Origin of the sequence: Meiothermus hypogaeus (assembly GCF_003574035.1) — a bacterium.
Lineage (GTDB): Bacteria > Deinococcota > Deinococci > Deinococcales > Thermaceae > Meiothermus > Meiothermus hypogaeus.
Map to the genome: position 1 here is coordinate 1 of NZ_QWKY01000023.1, position 16,813 is coordinate 16,813.

A 16,813-nucleotide genomic window follows, 5' to 3' on the forward strand; every position below is an offset into this window, starting at 1 on the left:
GGGTACGGCCAGCCTGGCCATGCGGGGTGGGGTGGTGGTGGGGGCCATCGTGGCGGCCAACGCCCATGGCCGGGCCCACGACCCGGTCACGGGTGAAATTTATGCACGCTACCTGGAACAAAACGGTGAGTTCCAGCTCAAGCACCCGCCCAAATCTCCGGCGACCCCGGATTATACCGATGTCTTCGCCGACTCGTTCGTTCGCAGCAATACCGTTATCGGCTGTGTGGCCACCAACGCCAAACTAAGCAAAACCCAGGCCCAAAAGGTGGCCCAGATGGCCCACGACGGCATAGCTCGGGCGGTCTTTCCGGCCCATACCATGTTTGATGGCGACACGATCTTTTGTCTGGCCACTGGCGAGGTGGAAATAGAGGGCCCCGCCGAACTCAGCCGACTTGGAGCGGTGGCCGCCGATGTGTTCGCTCGGGCCCTGGTGCACGGGGTGCTGCATGCCTACTCGGTGGGGGGGCTTTTTTCCTACCGCGAGTTGTACGATACCTGATACCAGATTCGGTTAGTTCGTCACCCTTTGGTGACGAACTAACCCGACCGAAGTTATCCGCGTAGCGGAGGGCGATACCGCCCCTTGGAAGGGAGACGCTTTCTTCGCCGACCGACAGTGAAGGGCCATCGGCCCCCGGCTAGCGCCGGTACTCAAGGGAGGGGTGTGCTCTAGGATTCAAAAAGACAGCCTCTAGTGTTTTTGGTTTTGTAAACTGTCTTTTTGAATCCGGTATGAAAACCCAAGGCGCAAAGCTGCAAACGCCTGCATCTGCATCGCTTGCATTCCGATAACTCGATACCCCGTTGTTCGACGCCAGGAATCTTGAACCGCTGCCCATCAGAATCGAAAGGATCTGCTGCAATGGACAAACATCAACTAGCCCAAAGAGCGGCCCAGGAAGTGGATGTGAACGAAGTCGTTCGCCTGACCCAGGCCCTGGTTCGTATCGAGAGCTACTACCCGGGGCCCGGCGAGCAGCCGGTGGTGGATTTTCTGGAACCCTACCTGCGCGAGCGCGGCTTCAAGACCACCGTGCAAGAGGTAGAGCCGGGCCGCCCCAACCTGATCGCCGACCTGGGGGAAGGCCCCGGCGGGCTGATTCTGGAGGGGCACACCGATGTGGTTACGCATGGGAACCTCGAGCGCTGGACCGTCCCCCCCTACGAGGCCCGACTGGTGGATGGCCGCATCTATGGGCGCGGGGCTTGCGATATGAAAGGAGGGCTGGCGGCGGCCATCTGCGCGGCGGTGGCGGTAAAGAAAGTGCTGGGAGAGCCCCAGAAAACCCTGCGCCTGTGCATTCCTTGCGACGAAGAAGGCTTGATGATTGGCATCAAGGCCTTTATTCGGGCCGGCCATGCCGAGGGCTTTGCTGGGGCTATTATCTGTGAGCCGGAAGAAAACCAGGTGTGCTTGTGGCAGAAGGGGGCGATGCGGGTCTGGGTGCGCTTTCAGGGCAAGATGGCCCACGGGGCCATGCCCTACGCCGGGGCCAACCCCATTCCCTCGGCCTCCCGCTTTGTGGTGGCCCTCCAAACACTTCAAGCCGCCTTGCAGGCCGAAAGCCAGCACGAGTACCTGGGGCTGCCCTGGGTTACCCCCACGGTGTTTCAGGCAGGGGCAGGGGAAGGGCAGTTCAACGTGATGCCAGACCAGGTGTGGGTGGGCCTGGACATCCGCACCAACCCCGGCCAGGATCACAGTGCGCTGGAAACCAGGCTCAGGCAAGCCATGGAGGGAAGCCTCGAGGCCGGTGTAAGCGCGTCCCTGGAAGTCTTTGAAGACCGCCCCGCCACCGAGACCTCGCGCAACACCACGCTGGTACAGGCGGTGGAGCAGGGCTTACAGCTACTCCAGATGCCCCTTCGGTACGGGGGTGTGCCGGGGGCTACCGACGGTACTTTTCTGTGGGCCTGGGCAGGGCTACCCATTGTGACGATAGGGCCCGGTGGCAAGACGGTTCCCCACCAGGCCGACGAATACATCGAAGTCGAGGAACTCATTGCGGCCGCCCGGCTGTATGCGGCTACCAGTGTGCTGATGCTCACCTAGCTAAAATCTGACAATCGCGTTAGATTGTTAGCAAAGCTGAGTTGGCAGTTGCTGGAAACGGGTTCTTGCTCGGATTTGCCCAGCGTTGGGGTGGTTCGCAGCGTCTTTTCCGGCGAACTCAGCGTCAAGGAGGCAGAGCAATGAAGAAATATCTGGTTGGACTGCTGGCGTTCTTGGTGCTTGGTCTGGGTTTGGGGATGGCCCAGCAACGAGGGGGTGCGATTACCATCGCCATCCAGACCGAACCCGCGGCCTGGGATCCTACCCAGGTAGCCGGCGCCGATATCTCCCGGGTGGTCTACGACAACGTGCTGCAAGGGCTCGTGAAGCGCAACCCCAAAGGCGAGATTGTGCCCTCGCTGGCCTCGCGCTGGACGGTCTCGAATTCCGGCCTGACCTACACCTTCACCCTGCGCCAGGGGGTGAAGTTCCACGATGGCTCCGACTTCACCGCCCAGGATGTGCTGGCCAAGTTCAACCGGGCCCGCAACCCCGATACCCGGGCCTCGGGCCACCTGCGCCCCGATCTCTACCGCGACATCGCCAACATCACCAGCCCCAACCCCAGCACGGTGGTGTTCAGCCTGCGCCAGCCCAACAACGATTTTCTCTTTATCCTCTCGCGCCCGGAGTCCCTGATTGGCCCACGCCAGCGCCCCCTGGCCGAACAGCGGGTGCAGCCCATCGGTACGGGCCCCTTCCGTTTTGCTGGGTGGGAGCGGGGTGTAGCGGTGCGCCTGGAGCGCAACCCCAACTACTACGTGCAGGGCCTGCCCTACCTGGATCGGGTCAACTTCCGCTTCCTGGGGGATGGGGACGCCCAACTGGCCGGTCTGCGGGCCGGTGACCTGGATGTGATTGCCTATAGCTTGCTGCCCGAGAACGCGGTGGTGCTCTCGCGCGACAGCAACTTCAAGGTGTTCTCTGGTTCTGCTACGGCTGAAGCAGTGGCCGGTTTCAACAACAGCCGCCCCCCCTTCAACGACGTGCGGGTGCGTCGGGCCATTACCCTGGCGACCAACAAGGACGAACTGATTCAGGGGGCTATGCTGGGTTATGGCACCAAGATCGGCTCCATGCGTTCGCCGGGCGAAGCCTGCTACGTGGACCTGAGCAACTTCAACGCCTATAACCCCGACGAGGCCCGCCGCCTGCTGGCCGAGGCCGGCTTTACCAACCAGAACCCCCTGCGCTTTACCTTCAACCTGGCCGCCGAGTTCCCCTACGAGCGCCGCATTGGCGAGGCCATGGTGGCCCAGCTCAACAAGCTGGGTCCGCTGCAGGTGACTATCCAGGTGACCGACTTCAACACCTGGATTCAGCGGGTCTTCAGCCAGGCCGACTACGCCATGACCATCATCGGGCACGTGGAGGCCAATGATACTTCCAACTACGCCAACCCCCGCTACTACTGGCGTTACAACAGTCCGCGTTTCCAGCAGTTGTACACCCAGTACCTGCGGGCTCCCAACCAGACCAAAGCCTGTGAAGCCTTAGCTGCTGCGCAACGTTTGCTGGCCGAGGATGCGGCTGGGGTTTGGACCATGAGTTTGCCGGCGCTGGGCGCGTATCGCGCCCGCATCCAGAACTGGCCGGATGGTTTCCTGACCCCCGCCATCAGCGTGGCGGAGGTGTGGGTGCGTCAATAGTTCGCTAACGTTTGCGCCGGGGTCGAGTGTCCAGGGCACTACCCGCTCTAGGCCCTCGGCCCTCTACGCTTGACCATGTTTGCCTATACCGTTCGCCGCCTCGGCTTTGCCCTCGTGACCTTGTGGTTGGCGACCTTGCTGGTGTTTGGGGCGCTCCTCCTCATTCCAGGTAATCCGGCCCAGGCCATTTTGGGCATTGATGCCACCCCTGCCGACCTGGAAGCCCTCGAGGCCCGCCTAGGGCTGGATAAACCCCCCCTCGAGCGCTACTTGAACTGGCTGGGAGGTGTGTTGCGGGGCGACCTGGGGCAGTCCATTCGCTACGAGCGGCCCATCTCCGAACTCATCGTGGCCCGGCTGGGCATCACTCTGCCCATCGTGGTGGCCTCCTTGCTCCTGGCGACCCTGCTGGCCGTGCCACTGGGCATTCTGGCTGCGCGCAAGGCCGGAACCTGGGTGGATGTAGCGGTCTCTACGGGCTCGCTGGTGGGCATTGTGCTGCCCTCGTTCTGGGTGGGCCTGATGTTTATCTACATCTTCATCGTCTGGCTGAAACTGCCCTTGCCGACCAGCTTTCCCATTGGCGGCTGGGAGAACCCCCAGCGGGCCCTGGCTGCTCTGGTGCTGCCGGTGCTCACCGTGGGGCTGGCCAGCGCTTCGTTTCTGGTGCGGCTGGTACGGGGAAGTGTGCTCGAGGTCTTGCACCAGGACTATATCCGTACTGCTTTCGCCAAAGGGCTGGGCGAACGGGTGGTGTTGTACAAGCATGCTCTCAGGAACGCCGCTTTACCGGTGGTGACGGTGCTGGGGCTCGAGTTCGCCAGCCTGCTCATTGCTACCGTGGTGGTAGAGACGGTTTTTGGCATTCCTGGCCTGGGCTCGCTCTCGCTCACCGCCATCAGCGCCCGCGACTACCCCCTGGTGCAAGGGGTGGTGCTGGTGATCGCGGCTTTTATCGTGCTTATGAACCTGCTGGTAGACTTCCTATACGCGTTGTTGGATCCGAGGGTGAGCTATGCGTAGGTGGATCCCCATGCCCAGCGGAATGCAAGGGGTAGACGGTGGCTAGCCAGGCTGCTCTTCGCCCAGGAGCCCGGCGGCGTTCCTGGTGGGGTGGGCTGCCCATCTCGCTCAAGGTGGGGGCTTTTCTGATTTCCCTCATCCTTCTGATGGTGTTCCTCAGCGCGCTGAATCCCACCAACCCCAACGCCACTACCCCCAACCGCCTGGCTCCTATCTTTTCCGAGGGGCATCCCCTGGGCACCGACATCCTGGGGCGCGATACCCTGGCCCGGGTGCTGGCCGGGGCCCAGAACGCCCTCTATGTGGGGCTGATTGCGGTGGGCATTGGGCTTTCGGTAGGGCTTTTGCTGGGGGTGCTGGCCGGATATTTGGGTGGCTGGCTCGACCAGATTTTATCGGTGCTGCTAGAAACCCTTTACGCGCTGCCCGCCCTGCTGCTGGCGTTGCTTCTGGCGGCCATCTTCAACCCGGGTGTGACGACTTCCATGGTGGCCATCGGCCTGGCAGCGGTGCCCGCTTTTGCCCGGGTGGCTCGAGCCAGCGTGCTCTCGGTCAAGGCCCTGCCCTACATCGAGGCGGCCCGCGCCCTGGGCATGGGCCAGGGGCGCATCATGCTGCGGCACGTGTTGCCCAACATCATGGGGCCGCTGGTGGTGCAGGCCAGCCTGGCTTTTGCGGTGGCCATTCTGGCCGAGGCCGCGCTTTCGTACCTGGGCCTGGGTACTCAGCCCCCCAACCCCAGTTGGGGCCGGATGCTACGCGAGGCCCAGAGTTACCAGGAGCTCACGCCTTATCCGGTCATTTTTCCGGGGCTGGCCATCGGCCTGGCGGTACTGGGCTTCAATCTGCTGGGCGATGGGCTGCGGGATTACCTTGACCCCAGGAAGAGAAGCTAATGGCCGATAGCCAGTTGCTCTTGGTTATGGGCTATAGGCTGTAAGCGAGGTACACATGAACTACAAAGACATGTTTCGACTGGACGGCCAGGTGGCGTTGGTGGTGGGTGGGGGTTCGGGGATTGGACAGGCTTCCTGCGAAGCCCTGGCGGCCCAGGGGGCAGCTGTGGTGGTCGCAGATATGAAGGCCGAGCTCGCCGCCGAAACTGTGGAAAAAATTAAGGCCAGCGGTGGGCAAGCCGAGGCCCTCGAGGTCAACATTACCGATGCCGAGGGGGTCAAGGGGCTCATTGCGGGTATTGTGGAGCGCCACGGTCGGCTGGACGTGGCGGTCACGACCCCCAGCATCAACGTCCGTAAGCCCATCCTGAGCTACACCGGTGAAGAGTTCGACCGGGTGGTGAACGTTAATCTCAAGGGCACTTTTAACGTACTGACCGAAGCAGGCCGGGTCATGGCCCAACAAGGCTCAGGCTCGCTCGTGGCCTTTTCTTCCATCCGCTCGCTGGTGGTGGAGCCGGGGCAGTCGGTCTACGCCATGACCAAGGCCGGAACCGTGCAACTCGTCCGGGGTTTGGCGGTAGAGCTAGGCCCCAAAGGGGTGCGGGCCAATGCCATTGGGCCCGGTGTGATTGATACCCCCCTCACCGCGCCCATCAAGAGCAAGCCCGACTGGTACAACGCCTACGCAGAGCGCAACATCTTGCGTCGCTGGGGCCGCCCCGAGGAAGTGGCTGCAGCGGTGGCTTTCCTGGCCTCACCGGCGGCCTCCTACATTACCGGCACCATTTTGTTTGTGGATGGCGGCTGGACGGCTATTGACGGGCGCTTCACCCCACCGCTCTAAAAAAACTGTGGCGCAAACAAACCCTGGGGCTTTGGTATAGTACCCTGATGCTGTTTGGCCCTCCGGGGCCGACGTGGGTGGTGCATGGGTCGCAACAATGCTTACTGGTTTGCACTCCCGGCGGTGGCGCTGCTGGGCCTGTTTTTGTTGTACCCCTTTCTAGATGTGCTGCGTTTCTCGACCTGGGACTGGTCGGGGTTGTCGGAGCCTAAGGTGATTGGCCTCGAGAACTACCGCAACATTCTGCGCGACCCCGATTTTTACAACAGCCTGCGTATCACCCTGATCTTTGGGGTCATGACCCTGATTCCCTTTGTGATTCTCTCGATACTGCTGGCCCTGGCCCTGGACGGCCAGCCCTACGAACGCCCCATCAAAGCCCTGCTCTTTTTGCCGGGGCTGGTCACGTTGGGCGGAGCGACGGTGGCCTGGTATACCCTGTTTTCGCCCGAGTACGGCGCGCTGGCTTCGGTACTGCCGGTGCCGCGCTGGGATCAGAGTCCTTTTTGGGCGCTGGTTCTGATTATGCTCTTCACCATCTGGCGGCACATTGGCTATGGGGTGCTGGTGGTTTCGGCCCGCCTCAAGGCCATTCCCAAAACGCTGCTCGAGGCCGCCGCCGTGGACGGGGCCACCGCTTCCCAGGCTTTCCGCTACATCACCCTGCCCCTGCTGCGCCCGGCCATTACGTTTCTGGTGGTCATTGGTACGGTGCTCACCTTACAGGGCTACACGGCGGTGTTCCTGCTGACCCGGGGCGGCCCTTTTGGCGGCACCGAGGTGCTGGGCTACTACCTCTACAAAACCGGCTTTGAAGTGGGCCGCCTGGGCTACGCCGCCGCCCTCACGGTCATCATCTTGCTGCTCACCCTGGCCTTTGCCCTGGCGCAGGCCCGGCTCTTGCGGGAGGAGAAATGAACTGTAAGACCGTATGCTCCGCACGGACTGGGGTGTGTGGTGCCGATGGGCTCGAGCTGCGGAGGGTTGGGCGTGTTCGACTGCTTTTCCCTGCCCTAGCGCCCTTATGTCCTTATGCCAATCTGGAGGTTCGCGCATGCGCTGGTTAGGGCATTTGTTGGTGGCAACGGTGGCCCTGCTGGTGGCCCTGCCCTTTGTCTGGATGGCCTATGCGGCCTTCATCCCACCTGAAGCGGTGTTCAGTGGCGATATCTTCGGACAGCTAGGCTTTAGCCTGGCCAACTTCGAGGTGCTGGGCCGGGGCGGTTTCTGGGAGGGCTTCTGGGGGCGTTTGCTGTTTTCGGTGCTCCTGACCGGCGGCGTGACTTTGCTTCAGCTCACCACCGGCTTTCTAGCGGCCTATGCCATCAAGGAAGGCACAAAAATTTTGCCGTTCTTTCTGGTGTTGCTGGCCATTCCAGTGGAACTGCTGCTGGTTCCCTTGTACGGACTGCTGGTGGGCCTGAAGATTCTGGACACCCTTTGGGCTCTGGTACTTCCCTTTGCGGCGAGTCCTTTTATCGTGTATCTGCTCTTCCAGGGGATGCGTACCGTACCGGAGGAACTGCTGGAGGCCGCCCGGCTGGACGGGGCGGGTCATCGTGTCCTGCTGACGCGCATTCTGTTACCGCTGTTGCGCCCCCAACTGATTGCAGCGGGGGTGCTGGCTTTTGCCGCCCACTGGAACCTGGTGCTCTACCCGCGCATCGTAGCGGGTAGCAAGGAACTCAAAACCGTGCAAACCTGGATTACCGATTTACAGCGCCAGAACCCTGCCGACTGGGGGCCGCTCTCGGCAGCCGCCCTGGCTGCAACTTTGCCTTTGGTCATCATCTACCTGCTCTACGAGCGGCGCATTGTAGAGACCTTTGAAGAAGGGCTCAAGGGCTGAGATGCTGCATAATCTATAGAGGCCTCCGCTCGCTGCACGTCTTGGCAGCATCCAGCCCTGGTCTTTTCCTCACCCTGACCCTTGTATCTTGCTTTAGCCCCTTGAACGCCTTTCTCATCCTCGGTATGGCAAACTGGTAAGGGTTTGCAAAGGCAAACCGTGGAGGATGATTAAGTCCATGCGTCTGTTGATGTTGCTTGTGATGGGGTTGGGGCTGGCCTGGGCCCAACGCCCGGTAGAGGTTCCCTTCTGGCACACGGCGGGGCCGCCCGGCCAGGAGGTGCTGGAGGGTATGATCCGCGAATTCAACGCTTCGCAGCGGGAGTACCGCATCGTACCAAGCTTTGTGGGCGACTACCGCGAGGGGGGCCTGAAGCTGCTGGCTGCCTTGCGTTCGGGTGGTGCGCCAGCGCTTTTCCATGCCGAAATCTCTTTTTTGGGCCGGATGGTGCAGGATAATGTGGCCCTGCCCCTGGACGAGTATCTGGGCAACCTGCCGAGCGATTTTTATCCGAGCTTTTTGGAGGCCGGTAAGTTACGGGGCCGTAGCTATGGCTTGCCGATTGGCCTGTCCATCCCAGTATTTTTCTACAACGCCGACCAGTTTGCCGCCCGTGGACTGGGGGCACCGCGCACCTGGGACGATGTGGCCACGGCGGCCCAACGCCTCACCACCCGCGCCGCCAAAGGGTACACGGTCTCGAGCGACATTTACAGTTTCAATGTACTGGTGATGAGCCGGGGGGGAGCAATCGTCAACGGGCAGGGTCGCCCCGACTTCACCAACGCCAAGGCGGTAGAAAGCCTTCAGTACCTGCAAGACCTGGTAAAGCGCAACATCGCCCAAAGCCGCAACATTGCCGAAGCCCAGTTCTCGGTCGCGGACTTCTTGCGTACCAAAACCTTCATGGGCATTGCGCCCATCACCATGTGGCCCCTCATCGAGAACCGTGCGCCCATCCCCTTTAAGTTGGGTGTGGCCGCGGTGCCGCGCTCAGAGGGCGGTAAAGTGCCGCTGGCCGGGGGTACGCTGGTGGTGCTGCGGGGGGCCAGTGAGCAGCAGGCGCGGGGTGCGGTGGCTTTCTGGCGCTTCCTGATGGAGCCGGCCAACATTGCCAAGTGGGTGCGGGCTACCTACTACATGCCCATGCGCCGGGCAGCGCAGCCCCTGCTGGAGGACTTCTACCGCGAAGACCCCCGCCGCCGGGTGGCCTTTAGCCAGGTGGAGTATGCCGAAGTATGGCTGCAAGACCCCGAGTTTACGGTCTGGTATAGCTTTTTGGAGGACGCCCTCGAGCGTGCCCTCAAAGGCAATGCCAACCCCCGGCAGGTGCTGGAAGAGGCCCAACGAAGAGCCAACGCCGTGGAGCGGCGCTAGTAGACAGACCCCGGTGAAAGCCGGGGTTTTTGCTTGCGTATGACCAGGAGATCGTACGTCTGATGGTTATCCCTTCCATGCCCCTGACCCCCTGCTGATGGCTGGATGGTTTTCTGTTTGTGCGTAGAATAGAGCTACTCACAGGAGGAACGTGTGAAGCATTTGCTAGCTTCGTTGGTTTTGCTAACCGGATTGGCCTCGGCTCAGACCGAAATTTCCTTCTGGCACAGCATGGATGGCCCCGCCGAGCGGGTGATCGCGCAGTTTGCAAGTGCCTTCAATGCCTCGCAGCGCAACTACCGGGTGACGCCGCGCCTGATTGGCGACTACCGCGAGGGTGAGGCCCGGCTCCTGGCAGCCCTACGGGCCGGGGGAGCGCCGGTCATGTTCCAGGCCGAGATTCTGCTGTTCCCCCGCCTGGTGGCCGAAGGGGTGGTGCTGCCGCTGGATGAGCTGGCGAATGCTCTACCCAAAGCCTTCACGGACGATTTGTTCGAGGCCGCCTGGGATTATGGGCTCATCAACAATCGCCGCTTTGGACTGCCCTTCAACACCTCGACCCCGGTACTCTTCTTTAACGAAAACCAGCTGCGGGCCAGGGGGCTCAAAGTGCCCAGCAACTGGCGGGAGTTTGAGCAGGCGGCCAAGGGGCTCACGAGCCGTACTTCCAAGGGCTTTATTGCCCTGTCGGAGTCGTGGACCTTTGAGGCCCAGGTGACCAGCCGGGGGGGTAATCTGGTCACTGCGGATGGGCGGCCCAACTTTACCTCCAAAGAAGTGGTGGAGGCCCTCGAGTTCCTGCAGCGCCTGGGACGCGAAGGCAGCACCAATGTGCGCAACCTCTCCGAGAGTTTCTTTGCCCAAACCGATTTTATCCGCACCAAGGGCATGATGGTCATGGCCTCGATTGCCAACTGGCCGGCTGCCGAGAATGCTTCCTTCGCCTTCAAGCTGGGGGTGGCCCCCATCCCCCGCGAACCGGGCGGCAAGGTTCCGCTGGGCGGAGCACAACTGGTGGTGCTGCGCGGGGCCAGCCCGGAGCAGCAGCGCGGGGCCTTCGAGTTCTGGCGATTCCTGATGGAACCCCAGAACATCAAGACCTGGGTGGAGGCCAGCTACTACGTGCCCTTGCGCAAGTCGGCTGCGCCCTTGCTGGAAGCCTTCTACCGCGAGAACCCCTACCGCAAGGTGGCCTTTGAGCAGGTGGCGGTGGCCCAGCCCCGCCCACGGGTACCGCAGTTTGCCATCTGGCGTAACTTCCTGGAAGAAGCCCTGGAAAAAGCCCTCAAGGGCAATGTGCCTGCCCGGCAAGCCCTGGAAGAAGCCCAGCGCAAGGCGGAAGCTGCACGCTGATGGCGGTTCTGGGTCGTCGGGCAAAAAAAGCTGGGGTTATACCGGATTCAAAAAGACAGTTCACAAAACCAAAAACACCAGAGGCTGTCTTTTTGAATCCTAGAGCACACACCTCCCTTGAGTACCGGCGCTAGCCGGGGGCCGATGGCCCTTCACTGTCGGTCGGCGAAGAAAGCGTCTCCCTTCCAAGGGGCGGTATCGCCCTCCGCTACGCGGATAACTTCCAAGGGGCGGTATCGCCCTCCGCTACGCGGATAACTTCGGTCGGGTTAGTTCGTCACCCTTTGGTGACGAACTAACCGAATCTGGTATTAGTGGGTAAAGCGCGGCAGTCAAAGGCCGCGATGTAAATGGCAAGTTTCTGCTCGAGCTTTAGGCTTTTGGCCTCTGCCACGCTCCGCTGACGGGGGTGGGGTATAAAACTACCATCATGGTGCTTTTGCACAGGCTGTGCAAAGGACTGTGAAAGACTGTAGTTGTAGATGGGGGCTATGAGACGATTCTTGCTTGTATTGGGAGTGCTGGGCTTGCTTGGGGGGATGGGTTGGTCGGTCTGGCAATGGTACGGATTTCTTCGACCTGGGCAGGACTTTATGGACTTGCAGAGTATCGGGATTGTGCCGCTTAGTGTCTTGTGCGAACGAAAAATCCGGCCTCCGAAAGCCCGGTTGGACGCTGCTACCAGGCGATTGAAAGCTCAGCTTTTGGAAGCGGTCTACCGCCCGCTCAACCCTCGTGCTGCGGGCGAGGCCATCGTGCTCAATTACCACGATGTGTTCCCCAGGCGCACTGCGGATAATGTCTGGTGGGACATAACCCCCCAGGAGTTCGAGCAGCAGATCGCCTGGCTCAAGGCCAGGGGCGCTCGTTTTATTACCCTCGATCAACTTCGCCGACACTTGACCCTGAACGCACCTTTGCCAAAAAATCCTGTAGCCCTCACTTTCGACGACAACCACCAGGGTTTCTACGAGCATATCTATCCCATCCTCAAACGTGAAAAAATCCCGGCGGCCATGTTTGTCCACACCGATTTCGTGGGGCGCGGAGGGCCTCGAGCCCGCATGGACTGGGCTACACTGCGTAAACTCGATCGAGAAGGGTTGGTGACGATTGGTTCCCATACCGCCTCGCACCGCGACCTGACCCAGCTCACGCAGGCAGAGCAGCGCCTTGAGCTTTTGGAGTCGAAGTGGGCGCTGGAACGCGAATTAGGCCGCCCGGTGGTCTACGTTGCCTATCCCGAAGGCAAGGCCGATGCCCTGACCCTCAAACTGGCCCGCGAGGCGGGCTATGTCATGGGCTTCACCATAGACTGGCGCCTGCCGGGCGACTCGCCGGATATGCTGGCCATTGGTCGCTACATCCAGACCCAGATGCCCCGGGCCTGGTACACCCTCAACCCGCAGGACAAACCCCAGCCCCGCATCGGCCTTGTGGAGCGCCGCCTGAAAGAAACGCCCGTGCGCCTGGAGTACCGCCGCGACCTGGGCGTGCGCTGGGCCATGATTCGGGGGGGGCGGGCCGAAAGCCGGCTCTCGAGCTACCGCGAGAGTGTGCGCGACTTTGTACAGCAGGCTGGAGCGGTGGCCGGCATCAACGGTACCTTTTTTGCCGACCCTTACCTCAAAGCCCAGGACAACACCATGGTGGGGCCCATTGTGGCGGCGCCCAAGCGGTTTTTCGTTCCGGAGCGCAACCCCTATGTGATGTACCGCATAGTGGAGCGCCCCCTGGTGGCCTGGAACCGCGAACGCATGATTTTTGTGCCACTCAAGCTAGACATGAACCGGCCCGACTCCATCCGGCGCTTCATGCCGGACTACACCGACCTTTTTGTGGGCGGGGTCTGGATGGTGCGGGGGGGCAAGGCGGTCTGGCCGCTCAAGAACCCACCCGCCGACCACTGGGAACCCCGGCCCAGGGTGTTTTTTGGCTATGCCCAGGGTGAGCCGGTGCTGGGCGCCTCCTTGCAGCCGGTGAGCACAGCCCTGCTGGCCCGGACGGCCGCAGCGGCGGGAGTCGAAGAGGCTGTCTTGTTGGATTCGGGTTACTCGACCTCGCTGGTGTACCAGGACCGGTTGGTGGCGGTGGGTCGGCAATGGGACGGGGTGCCCAGCCGACCGGTACCGCATGCCATTGTGCTTTTGGGGCGGCTCGAGCAGGCCCGGAGCCCTACTGCTGCCAGACAGAACTAAGAGCATCGACCTTGAGTTGTAGAGCCCAAAAGTGCGGGGTTCCAAGCTAGAGAATAGCGTCAATCTTGTTTTTGGGCCGCGCCAGCACTGCACCTTTTTCGGTAATCACGATGGGACGCTGAATCAGGATGGGGTGCTCGCTCATGGCTTGCAGAATGGCCTCTTCCGAGGCCCCTTCGTAAAGGCCTAGCTCCTCGCCCTTTTTCTCGCCTGGACGCAGCAATTCCGAGGGCTTCATGTTCAACTGTTTCAGTATGGACTCGAGTTCAGTCCTGCCGGGTTTTTCTTTTATGTAGAGGTAAATTTCGGGCTCGAGGCCTTTGGACTTGAGATACTCGAGGGCGCCCCTGGAGGAACCACAGGAAGTGTGGTGCCAGATGGTGATTTTGCTCATGACCCCTATCATAGCTATGAAATGTCAGAAAAAAGCGGGGCAGAGCAAAGATGCGATGCCGGGCGCGTCACCTCTTCCTGGGCGTTCTTGCAGAAAGCTTTGGGGGTGATGGCTTTATCCAGGAAAAAAGAAGAACCTGCTCGTGTGGTCGTGCTTAGTATTACAGCTCGTCTTCCAAGAGCGCTTCCCAGGTTTGCTGACGGCGGATAACTTCCCAGTTTTGACCGGTCCACAGCAACTCGGCGGGGCGCGGGGTGTCGAGGTAGTTGCTGCTCATGCTGCTGGCGTAGGCCCCCCCTTGCAGGATGGCCAGCAAGTCGCCCTCCTGGGGTTCGGGCAGGGTGATATCCCGCGCCAGCACATCCCCCGACTCGCAGGCCGGGCCTGCCAGGTCGTAGGTTTCTTTGAGGGGGTTTTTGTAGAGCGGTTCCACCGGGTGAATGGCACCATAAAGCATGGGCCGGATCAACTGACTCATGCCCGCGTCAATGAGCAGATAGTTGCGCCGGGTGCGCTTGACGCCCCAGCAGCGCGTGACCAGCACCCCAGCCTCGGCAACCAGGTAACGGCCCGGCTCCAGCCATAGCTCGGCGCTATGCTTGCGGGCCAGTGAGATAGCCTGTGTTCCTACCTTGCCCAGGTCGAGGCCCAGCCCAAAACCACCCCCTAGGTTCATCACTTGAAAAGGGCCGTGGGTACGGTAAAGCTCATCCATCACCCGGTAGCCCGCCGAGTAGTCTTCGGGGTGCTCGAGGGCCGACCCCAGGTGAATGTGCAGGCCCAGCACTTCCAGGTGGCTGTGGCGGGCTTGCTCTAGGGCAGCCCCTACCTCTTCGGGCAGGATGCCGAACTTGCTCTCGCCGCGCCCGGTGGCCAGATGGTCGTGGGTGGCGATGGGCAGGTCGGGGTTGACCCGCAAGAGAACCTTGGCCTTGGGCAGCATCTTGATGGCCCGTCGCAGGTCAGCCAGAGAATCGAGGCCCAGAATGGGGATGCCGATTCGGTTGAGCTCCTCGAGCATGGCCGGGGTCTTGACCGGCCCATTCAGCAACACCTCGTTGCGCTGGAAGCCGGCCTTGTACGCCCGGTAGACCTCGCCCAGGCTTACGGCCTCCACAAAAGCCCCCCGCTCCAGCAGCCGCCGTAGCAGGCCCAGGCGGGGGTTGGCCTTCATGGCATAGAAAATTTCAGCACCCGGAAAGGCTTTTTGCAGCCGCTCCAGCCGCTCCAGAATGACCTGCAGGTCGTAGGCATAAAAAGGGGTGGGGAAGAGGCGGGCCGCTTCCTTGAGGGCTTCTCTAAACTCAGGTCGCAGGGCGGTGTAGGATTGGGACATGCTCATCGGTGTGACCCCTCAATCGCGCAGCACAGAAGGTCTTTTTCGAACCAGAATCTGGGGCCTGCTCGAGCCGTACGTACGGGCTCTGGAAAGCCAGGGTGCGAGCATTGTAATCCTTCCCCCCCAGGCCAGCGATAGGCTGCCTGCCCTACTGCACAAGCTCGATGGGGTCTTGCTGCCCGGTGGGGTAGATGTAGACCCCGCTCACTTTGGCGAAGAGCCCATTCCGGAGATGGGCGAGGTGAGCCTGGAGCGCGATGCCATAGAGCTGTTTGTGGCCCGCTACACCGCCCAGCACGGCATCCCCACCCTGGGGGTTTGCCGGGGGGTACAGGTGATGAATGTAGCCCTGGGGGGTAGCCTCTACCAGGATCTGCCCGCCCAGGGTTTCCGTAGCGTGCAACACTACCAGAAAGCCGAGCCGCCGGTGTTGGGCCACAGCGTCGAACAGACTGGCCAGAGCCCCCTGAACAAGCTATTTGAGCCCCGTTTTCGGGTGAACTCGTACCACCACCAAGCCCTCAAAGATCTGGCCCCAGGGCTACGTCCGGTCGCCACTGCGCCCGATGGCATTGTGGAAGCAGTAGCCCTGGAGGGCCACCCCTTCTACCTGGGGGTGCAGTGGCACCCCGAGCTGCTCCCAGAGCAGTGGGGTATTTTCCGTGCGCTGGTGGAGGCTGCCGCCGGGCAACCTGTCGGCTAGTGGTCTGGTAACCGGAAAAACAGTATGCACTACGGTCCCTCCAAATGAGCCGCACATCGCAATTTTGGGCAATCAATGTGCTTCAAAACGAACCGCAAAACAAGCTACCCGTGCATTGGACAGCATCACAGTGCGGGTAAGGTCTCCCGGGGGGGCAAGAGTCCAGGGTAATGGGCCACCCAAGCACACTGCTTTTTGCCGAATTTGTTCTCCAGACATAGGCCAGGGAGTATGCTCGAGCCAATGAGCCTGGAGCAGTATTCCTCTGCGGTTTTGGCCCTGTTACAAACCGTCCTCGAGCAGGAGGCCCCCGCCTTGCGCACGGCTGCGACCTGGATTGCCAATGCGGTGGCGGAAGACCGCCTGATTTATACCTTTGGCACCGGACACTCCCATATGCTGGCCTCGGAGATGTTCCACCGGGCCGGTGGGCTGGCTTCGGTAAGCCTGATGATCGAGCCAGGCGCCACTTTTCAGGTAGGGGCGCTGGCCGGAACCCTCCTGGAGCGGACGGTTGGCTATGGTTCGATCATTGCAGAGCGCTACCCCATCGAGCCAGGGGATGTGCTGATTGCCATTTCCAACAGCGCCGCCAACGCGGTGGTGCTGGAGGTGGCCCAGGCGGCCAAAGCCAGGGGAGCCAGGGTCATTGCGCTTTTGAGCCGTCAGTATGCCCAGATGAAGCAATCGCCCATGTTCGAAATAGCCGACCTGGTGCTGGACAACCACGGCCCTGCTGGCGATGCCCTGGTGGAAATCGGCGGCGAAGTGGTGGGCCCGGTCTCGACGGTGGCGGGTGCGTTTATCCTGAATGCAGTCTGGTGTGAGGCCGCGCAAATACTCCACCGCCGAGGGCTGCCCATTCCGGCCTACCGCAGCAGCAACATGCCGGGGGCCGAAGACCACAATGCCCGTTGGGTTGCACACTTCAAGGGCAGAGTACGGCACCTGTGAGCCGGGTTAAGCCAGAGCGGTTTATTCGCACTGAACACAACCCTGTGCTTAACCATGCTGATAGCGGCTCTCATACTTCCATGAGAGCCACCCTCAGGATCGCTTGCGTGCAGAAAGATGTAAACGATGAAAGTTGAAGGAATCTTAACCCGGCTGTGAGGGTTTCTTAAT

The 16,813-nt window shown here is 61.4% G+C and carries 15 protein-coding genes; 13 read left to right on the forward strand and 2 right to left on the reverse strand.

The genetic code is table 11. From position 1 onward, the window contains the following. From Mhypo_RS07775 to Mhypo_RS07825, 11 genes are all read left to right on the forward strand, one after another. Positions 1–505: P1 family peptidase (locus Mhypo_RS07775; protein ID WP_206074901.1), on the forward strand; the 505-nt coding region annotated here is incomplete at its 5' end. A 363-nt stretch (positions 506–868) separates the two neighbouring features. Beyond that, positions 869–2,059, forward strand: a complete 1,191-nt coding sequence (locus tag Mhypo_RS07780; protein ID WP_119340735.1) for a M20 family metallopeptidase — start codon at positions 869–871, stop codon at positions 2,057–2,059. Positions 2,060–2,199: 140 nt separating this feature from the next. Further along, positions 2,200–3,708 (forward strand): ABC transporter substrate-binding protein, encoded by a 1,509-nt coding sequence (locus Mhypo_RS07785; protein ID WP_119340736.1) that lies wholly within the window; start codon positions 2,200–2,202, stop codon positions 3,706–3,708. A 75-nt stretch (positions 3,709–3,783) separates the two neighbouring features. Then, on the forward strand, positions 3,784–4,731 hold the full coding sequence (locus tag Mhypo_RS07790; protein ID WP_119340737.1) for an ABC transporter permease: 948 nt from the start codon (positions 3,784–3,786) through the stop codon (positions 4,729–4,731). Between the two features lie 146 nt (positions 4,732–4,877). Next, the gene (locus Mhypo_RS07795; RefSeq protein ID WP_170148249.1) at positions 4,878–5,627 is read left to right on the forward strand and encodes an ABC transporter permease; all 750 of its coding nucleotides are present in this window, start codon (positions 4,878–4,880) and stop codon (positions 5,625–5,627) included. A gap of 55 nt (positions 5,628–5,682) precedes the next feature. Further along, complete coding sequence (locus tag Mhypo_RS07800; RefSeq protein WP_119340739.1) at positions 5,683–6,474, forward strand: SDR family NAD(P)-dependent oxidoreductase; 792 nt, start codon at positions 5,683–5,685, stop codon at positions 6,472–6,474. Positions 6,475–6,558: 84 nt separating this feature from the next. Next, the gene (locus tag Mhypo_RS07805) at positions 6,559–7,392 is read left to right on the forward strand and encodes a carbohydrate ABC transporter permease (protein WP_119340740.1); all 834 of its coding nucleotides are present in this window, start codon (positions 6,559–6,561) and stop codon (positions 7,390–7,392) included. 136 nt (positions 7,393–7,528) lie between these two features. Further along, entirely contained in the window at positions 7,529–8,323 is a 795-nt protein-coding gene (locus Mhypo_RS07810) for a carbohydrate ABC transporter permease (protein ID WP_119340741.1), read from the forward strand. Positions 8,324–8,501: 178 nt separating this feature from the next. Next, positions 8,502–9,701 carry an ABC transporter substrate-binding protein gene (locus Mhypo_RS07815; protein WP_119340771.1) on the forward strand — a complete coding sequence of 400 codons (1,200 nt, stop codon included), beginning with the start codon at positions 8,502–8,504 and terminating at the stop codon, positions 9,699–9,701. A 153-nt stretch (positions 9,702–9,854) separates the two neighbouring features. Then, complete coding sequence (locus tag Mhypo_RS07820) at positions 9,855–11,054, forward strand: ABC transporter substrate-binding protein (RefSeq protein WP_119340742.1); 1,200 nt, start codon at positions 9,855–9,857, stop codon at positions 11,052–11,054. Positions 11,055–11,545: 491 nt separating this feature from the next. Beyond that, positions 11,546–13,252 carry a polysaccharide deacetylase family protein gene (locus Mhypo_RS07825; RefSeq protein WP_170148246.1) on the forward strand — a complete coding sequence of 569 codons (1,707 nt, stop codon included), beginning with the start codon at positions 11,546–11,548 and terminating at the stop codon, positions 13,250–13,252. A 46-nt stretch (positions 13,253–13,298) separates the two neighbouring features. Here the strand turns inward: Mhypo_RS07825 and arsC are convergent, their stop codons facing one another. Then, entirely contained in the window at positions 13,299–13,646 is a 348-nt protein-coding gene (gene arsC, locus Mhypo_RS07830) for an arsenate reductase (glutaredoxin) (RefSeq protein ID WP_170148247.1), read from the reverse strand. Positions 13,647–13,806: 160 nt separating this feature from the next. Further along, positions 13,807–14,982: a diaminopimelate decarboxylase gene (gene lysA / locus Mhypo_RS07835; RefSeq protein ID WP_420845999.1), complete on the reverse strand. Its 1,176-nt coding sequence runs from the start codon at positions 14,980–14,982 to the stop codon at positions 13,807–13,809. Between lysA and Mhypo_RS07840 the strand changes: the two genes are divergently transcribed. Together Mhypo_RS07840 and Mhypo_RS07845 are read left to right on the forward strand one after the other, a co-directional pair. Then, the gene (locus Mhypo_RS07840) at positions 14,981–15,688 is read left to right on the forward strand and encodes a gamma-glutamyl-gamma-aminobutyrate hydrolase family protein (protein ID WP_119340746.1); all 708 of its coding nucleotides are present in this window, start codon (positions 14,981–14,983) and stop codon (positions 15,686–15,688) included. The two genes, lysA and Mhypo_RS07840, sit on opposite strands and share 2 nt — an antisense overlap. Positions 15,689–15,919: 231 nt before the next feature. Continuing rightward, positions 15,920–16,642, forward strand: a complete 723-nt coding sequence (locus Mhypo_RS07845; RefSeq protein ID WP_119340747.1) for a sugar isomerase domain-containing protein — start codon at positions 15,920–15,922, stop codon at positions 16,640–16,642. Positions 16,643–16,813: the final 171 nt, after the last annotated feature.

What these genes read in the sequence shown, in the direction of transcription:
- Mhypo_RS07780 (WP_119340735.1), top strand. Translation starts at nt 869, where the DNA reads ATGGACAAACATCAACTAGCCCAAAGAGCGGCCCAGGAAGTGGATGTG.
- Mhypo_RS07785 (WP_119340736.1), top strand. Translation starts at nt 2,200, where the DNA reads ATGAAGAAATATCTGGTTGGACTGCTGGCGTTCTTGGTGCTTGGTCTG.
- Mhypo_RS07790 (WP_119340737.1), top strand. Translation starts at nt 3,784, where the DNA reads ATGTTTGCCTATACCGTTCGCCGCCTCGGCTTTGCCCTCGTGACCTTG.
- Mhypo_RS07795 (WP_170148249.1), top strand. Translation starts at nt 4,878, where the DNA reads ATGGTGTTCCTCAGCGCGCTGAATCCCACCAACCCCAACGCCACTACC.
- Mhypo_RS07800 (WP_119340739.1), top strand. Translation starts at nt 5,683, where the DNA reads ATGAACTACAAAGACATGTTTCGACTGGACGGCCAGGTGGCGTTGGTG.
- Mhypo_RS07805 (WP_119340740.1), top strand. Translation starts at nt 6,559, where the DNA reads ATGGGTCGCAACAATGCTTACTGGTTTGCACTCCCGGCGGTGGCGCTG.
- Mhypo_RS07810 (WP_119340741.1), top strand. Translation starts at nt 7,529, where the DNA reads ATGCGCTGGTTAGGGCATTTGTTGGTGGCAACGGTGGCCCTGCTGGTG.
- Mhypo_RS07815 (WP_119340771.1), top strand. Translation starts at nt 8,502, where the DNA reads ATGCGTCTGTTGATGTTGCTTGTGATGGGGTTGGGGCTGGCCTGGGCC.
- Mhypo_RS07825 (WP_170148246.1), top strand. Translation starts at nt 11,546, where the DNA reads ATGAGACGATTCTTGCTTGTATTGGGAGTGCTGGGCTTGCTTGGGGGG.
- arsC (WP_170148247.1), bottom strand. Translation starts at nt 13,646, where the DNA reads ATGAGCAAAATCACCATCTGGCACCACACTTCCTGTGGTTCCTCCAGG.
- Mhypo_RS07840 (WP_119340746.1), top strand. Translation starts at nt 14,981, where the DNA reads ATGCTCATCGGTGTGACCCCTCAATCGCGCAGCACAGAAGGTCTTTTT.
- lysA (WP_420845999.1), bottom strand. Translation starts at nt 14,982, where the DNA reads ATGTCCCAATCCTACACCGCCCTGCGACCTGAGTTTAGAGAAGCCCTC.
- Mhypo_RS07845 (WP_119340747.1), top strand. Translation starts at nt 15,920, where the DNA reads ATGCTCGAGCCAATGAGCCTGGAGCAGTATTCCTCTGCGGTTTTGGCC.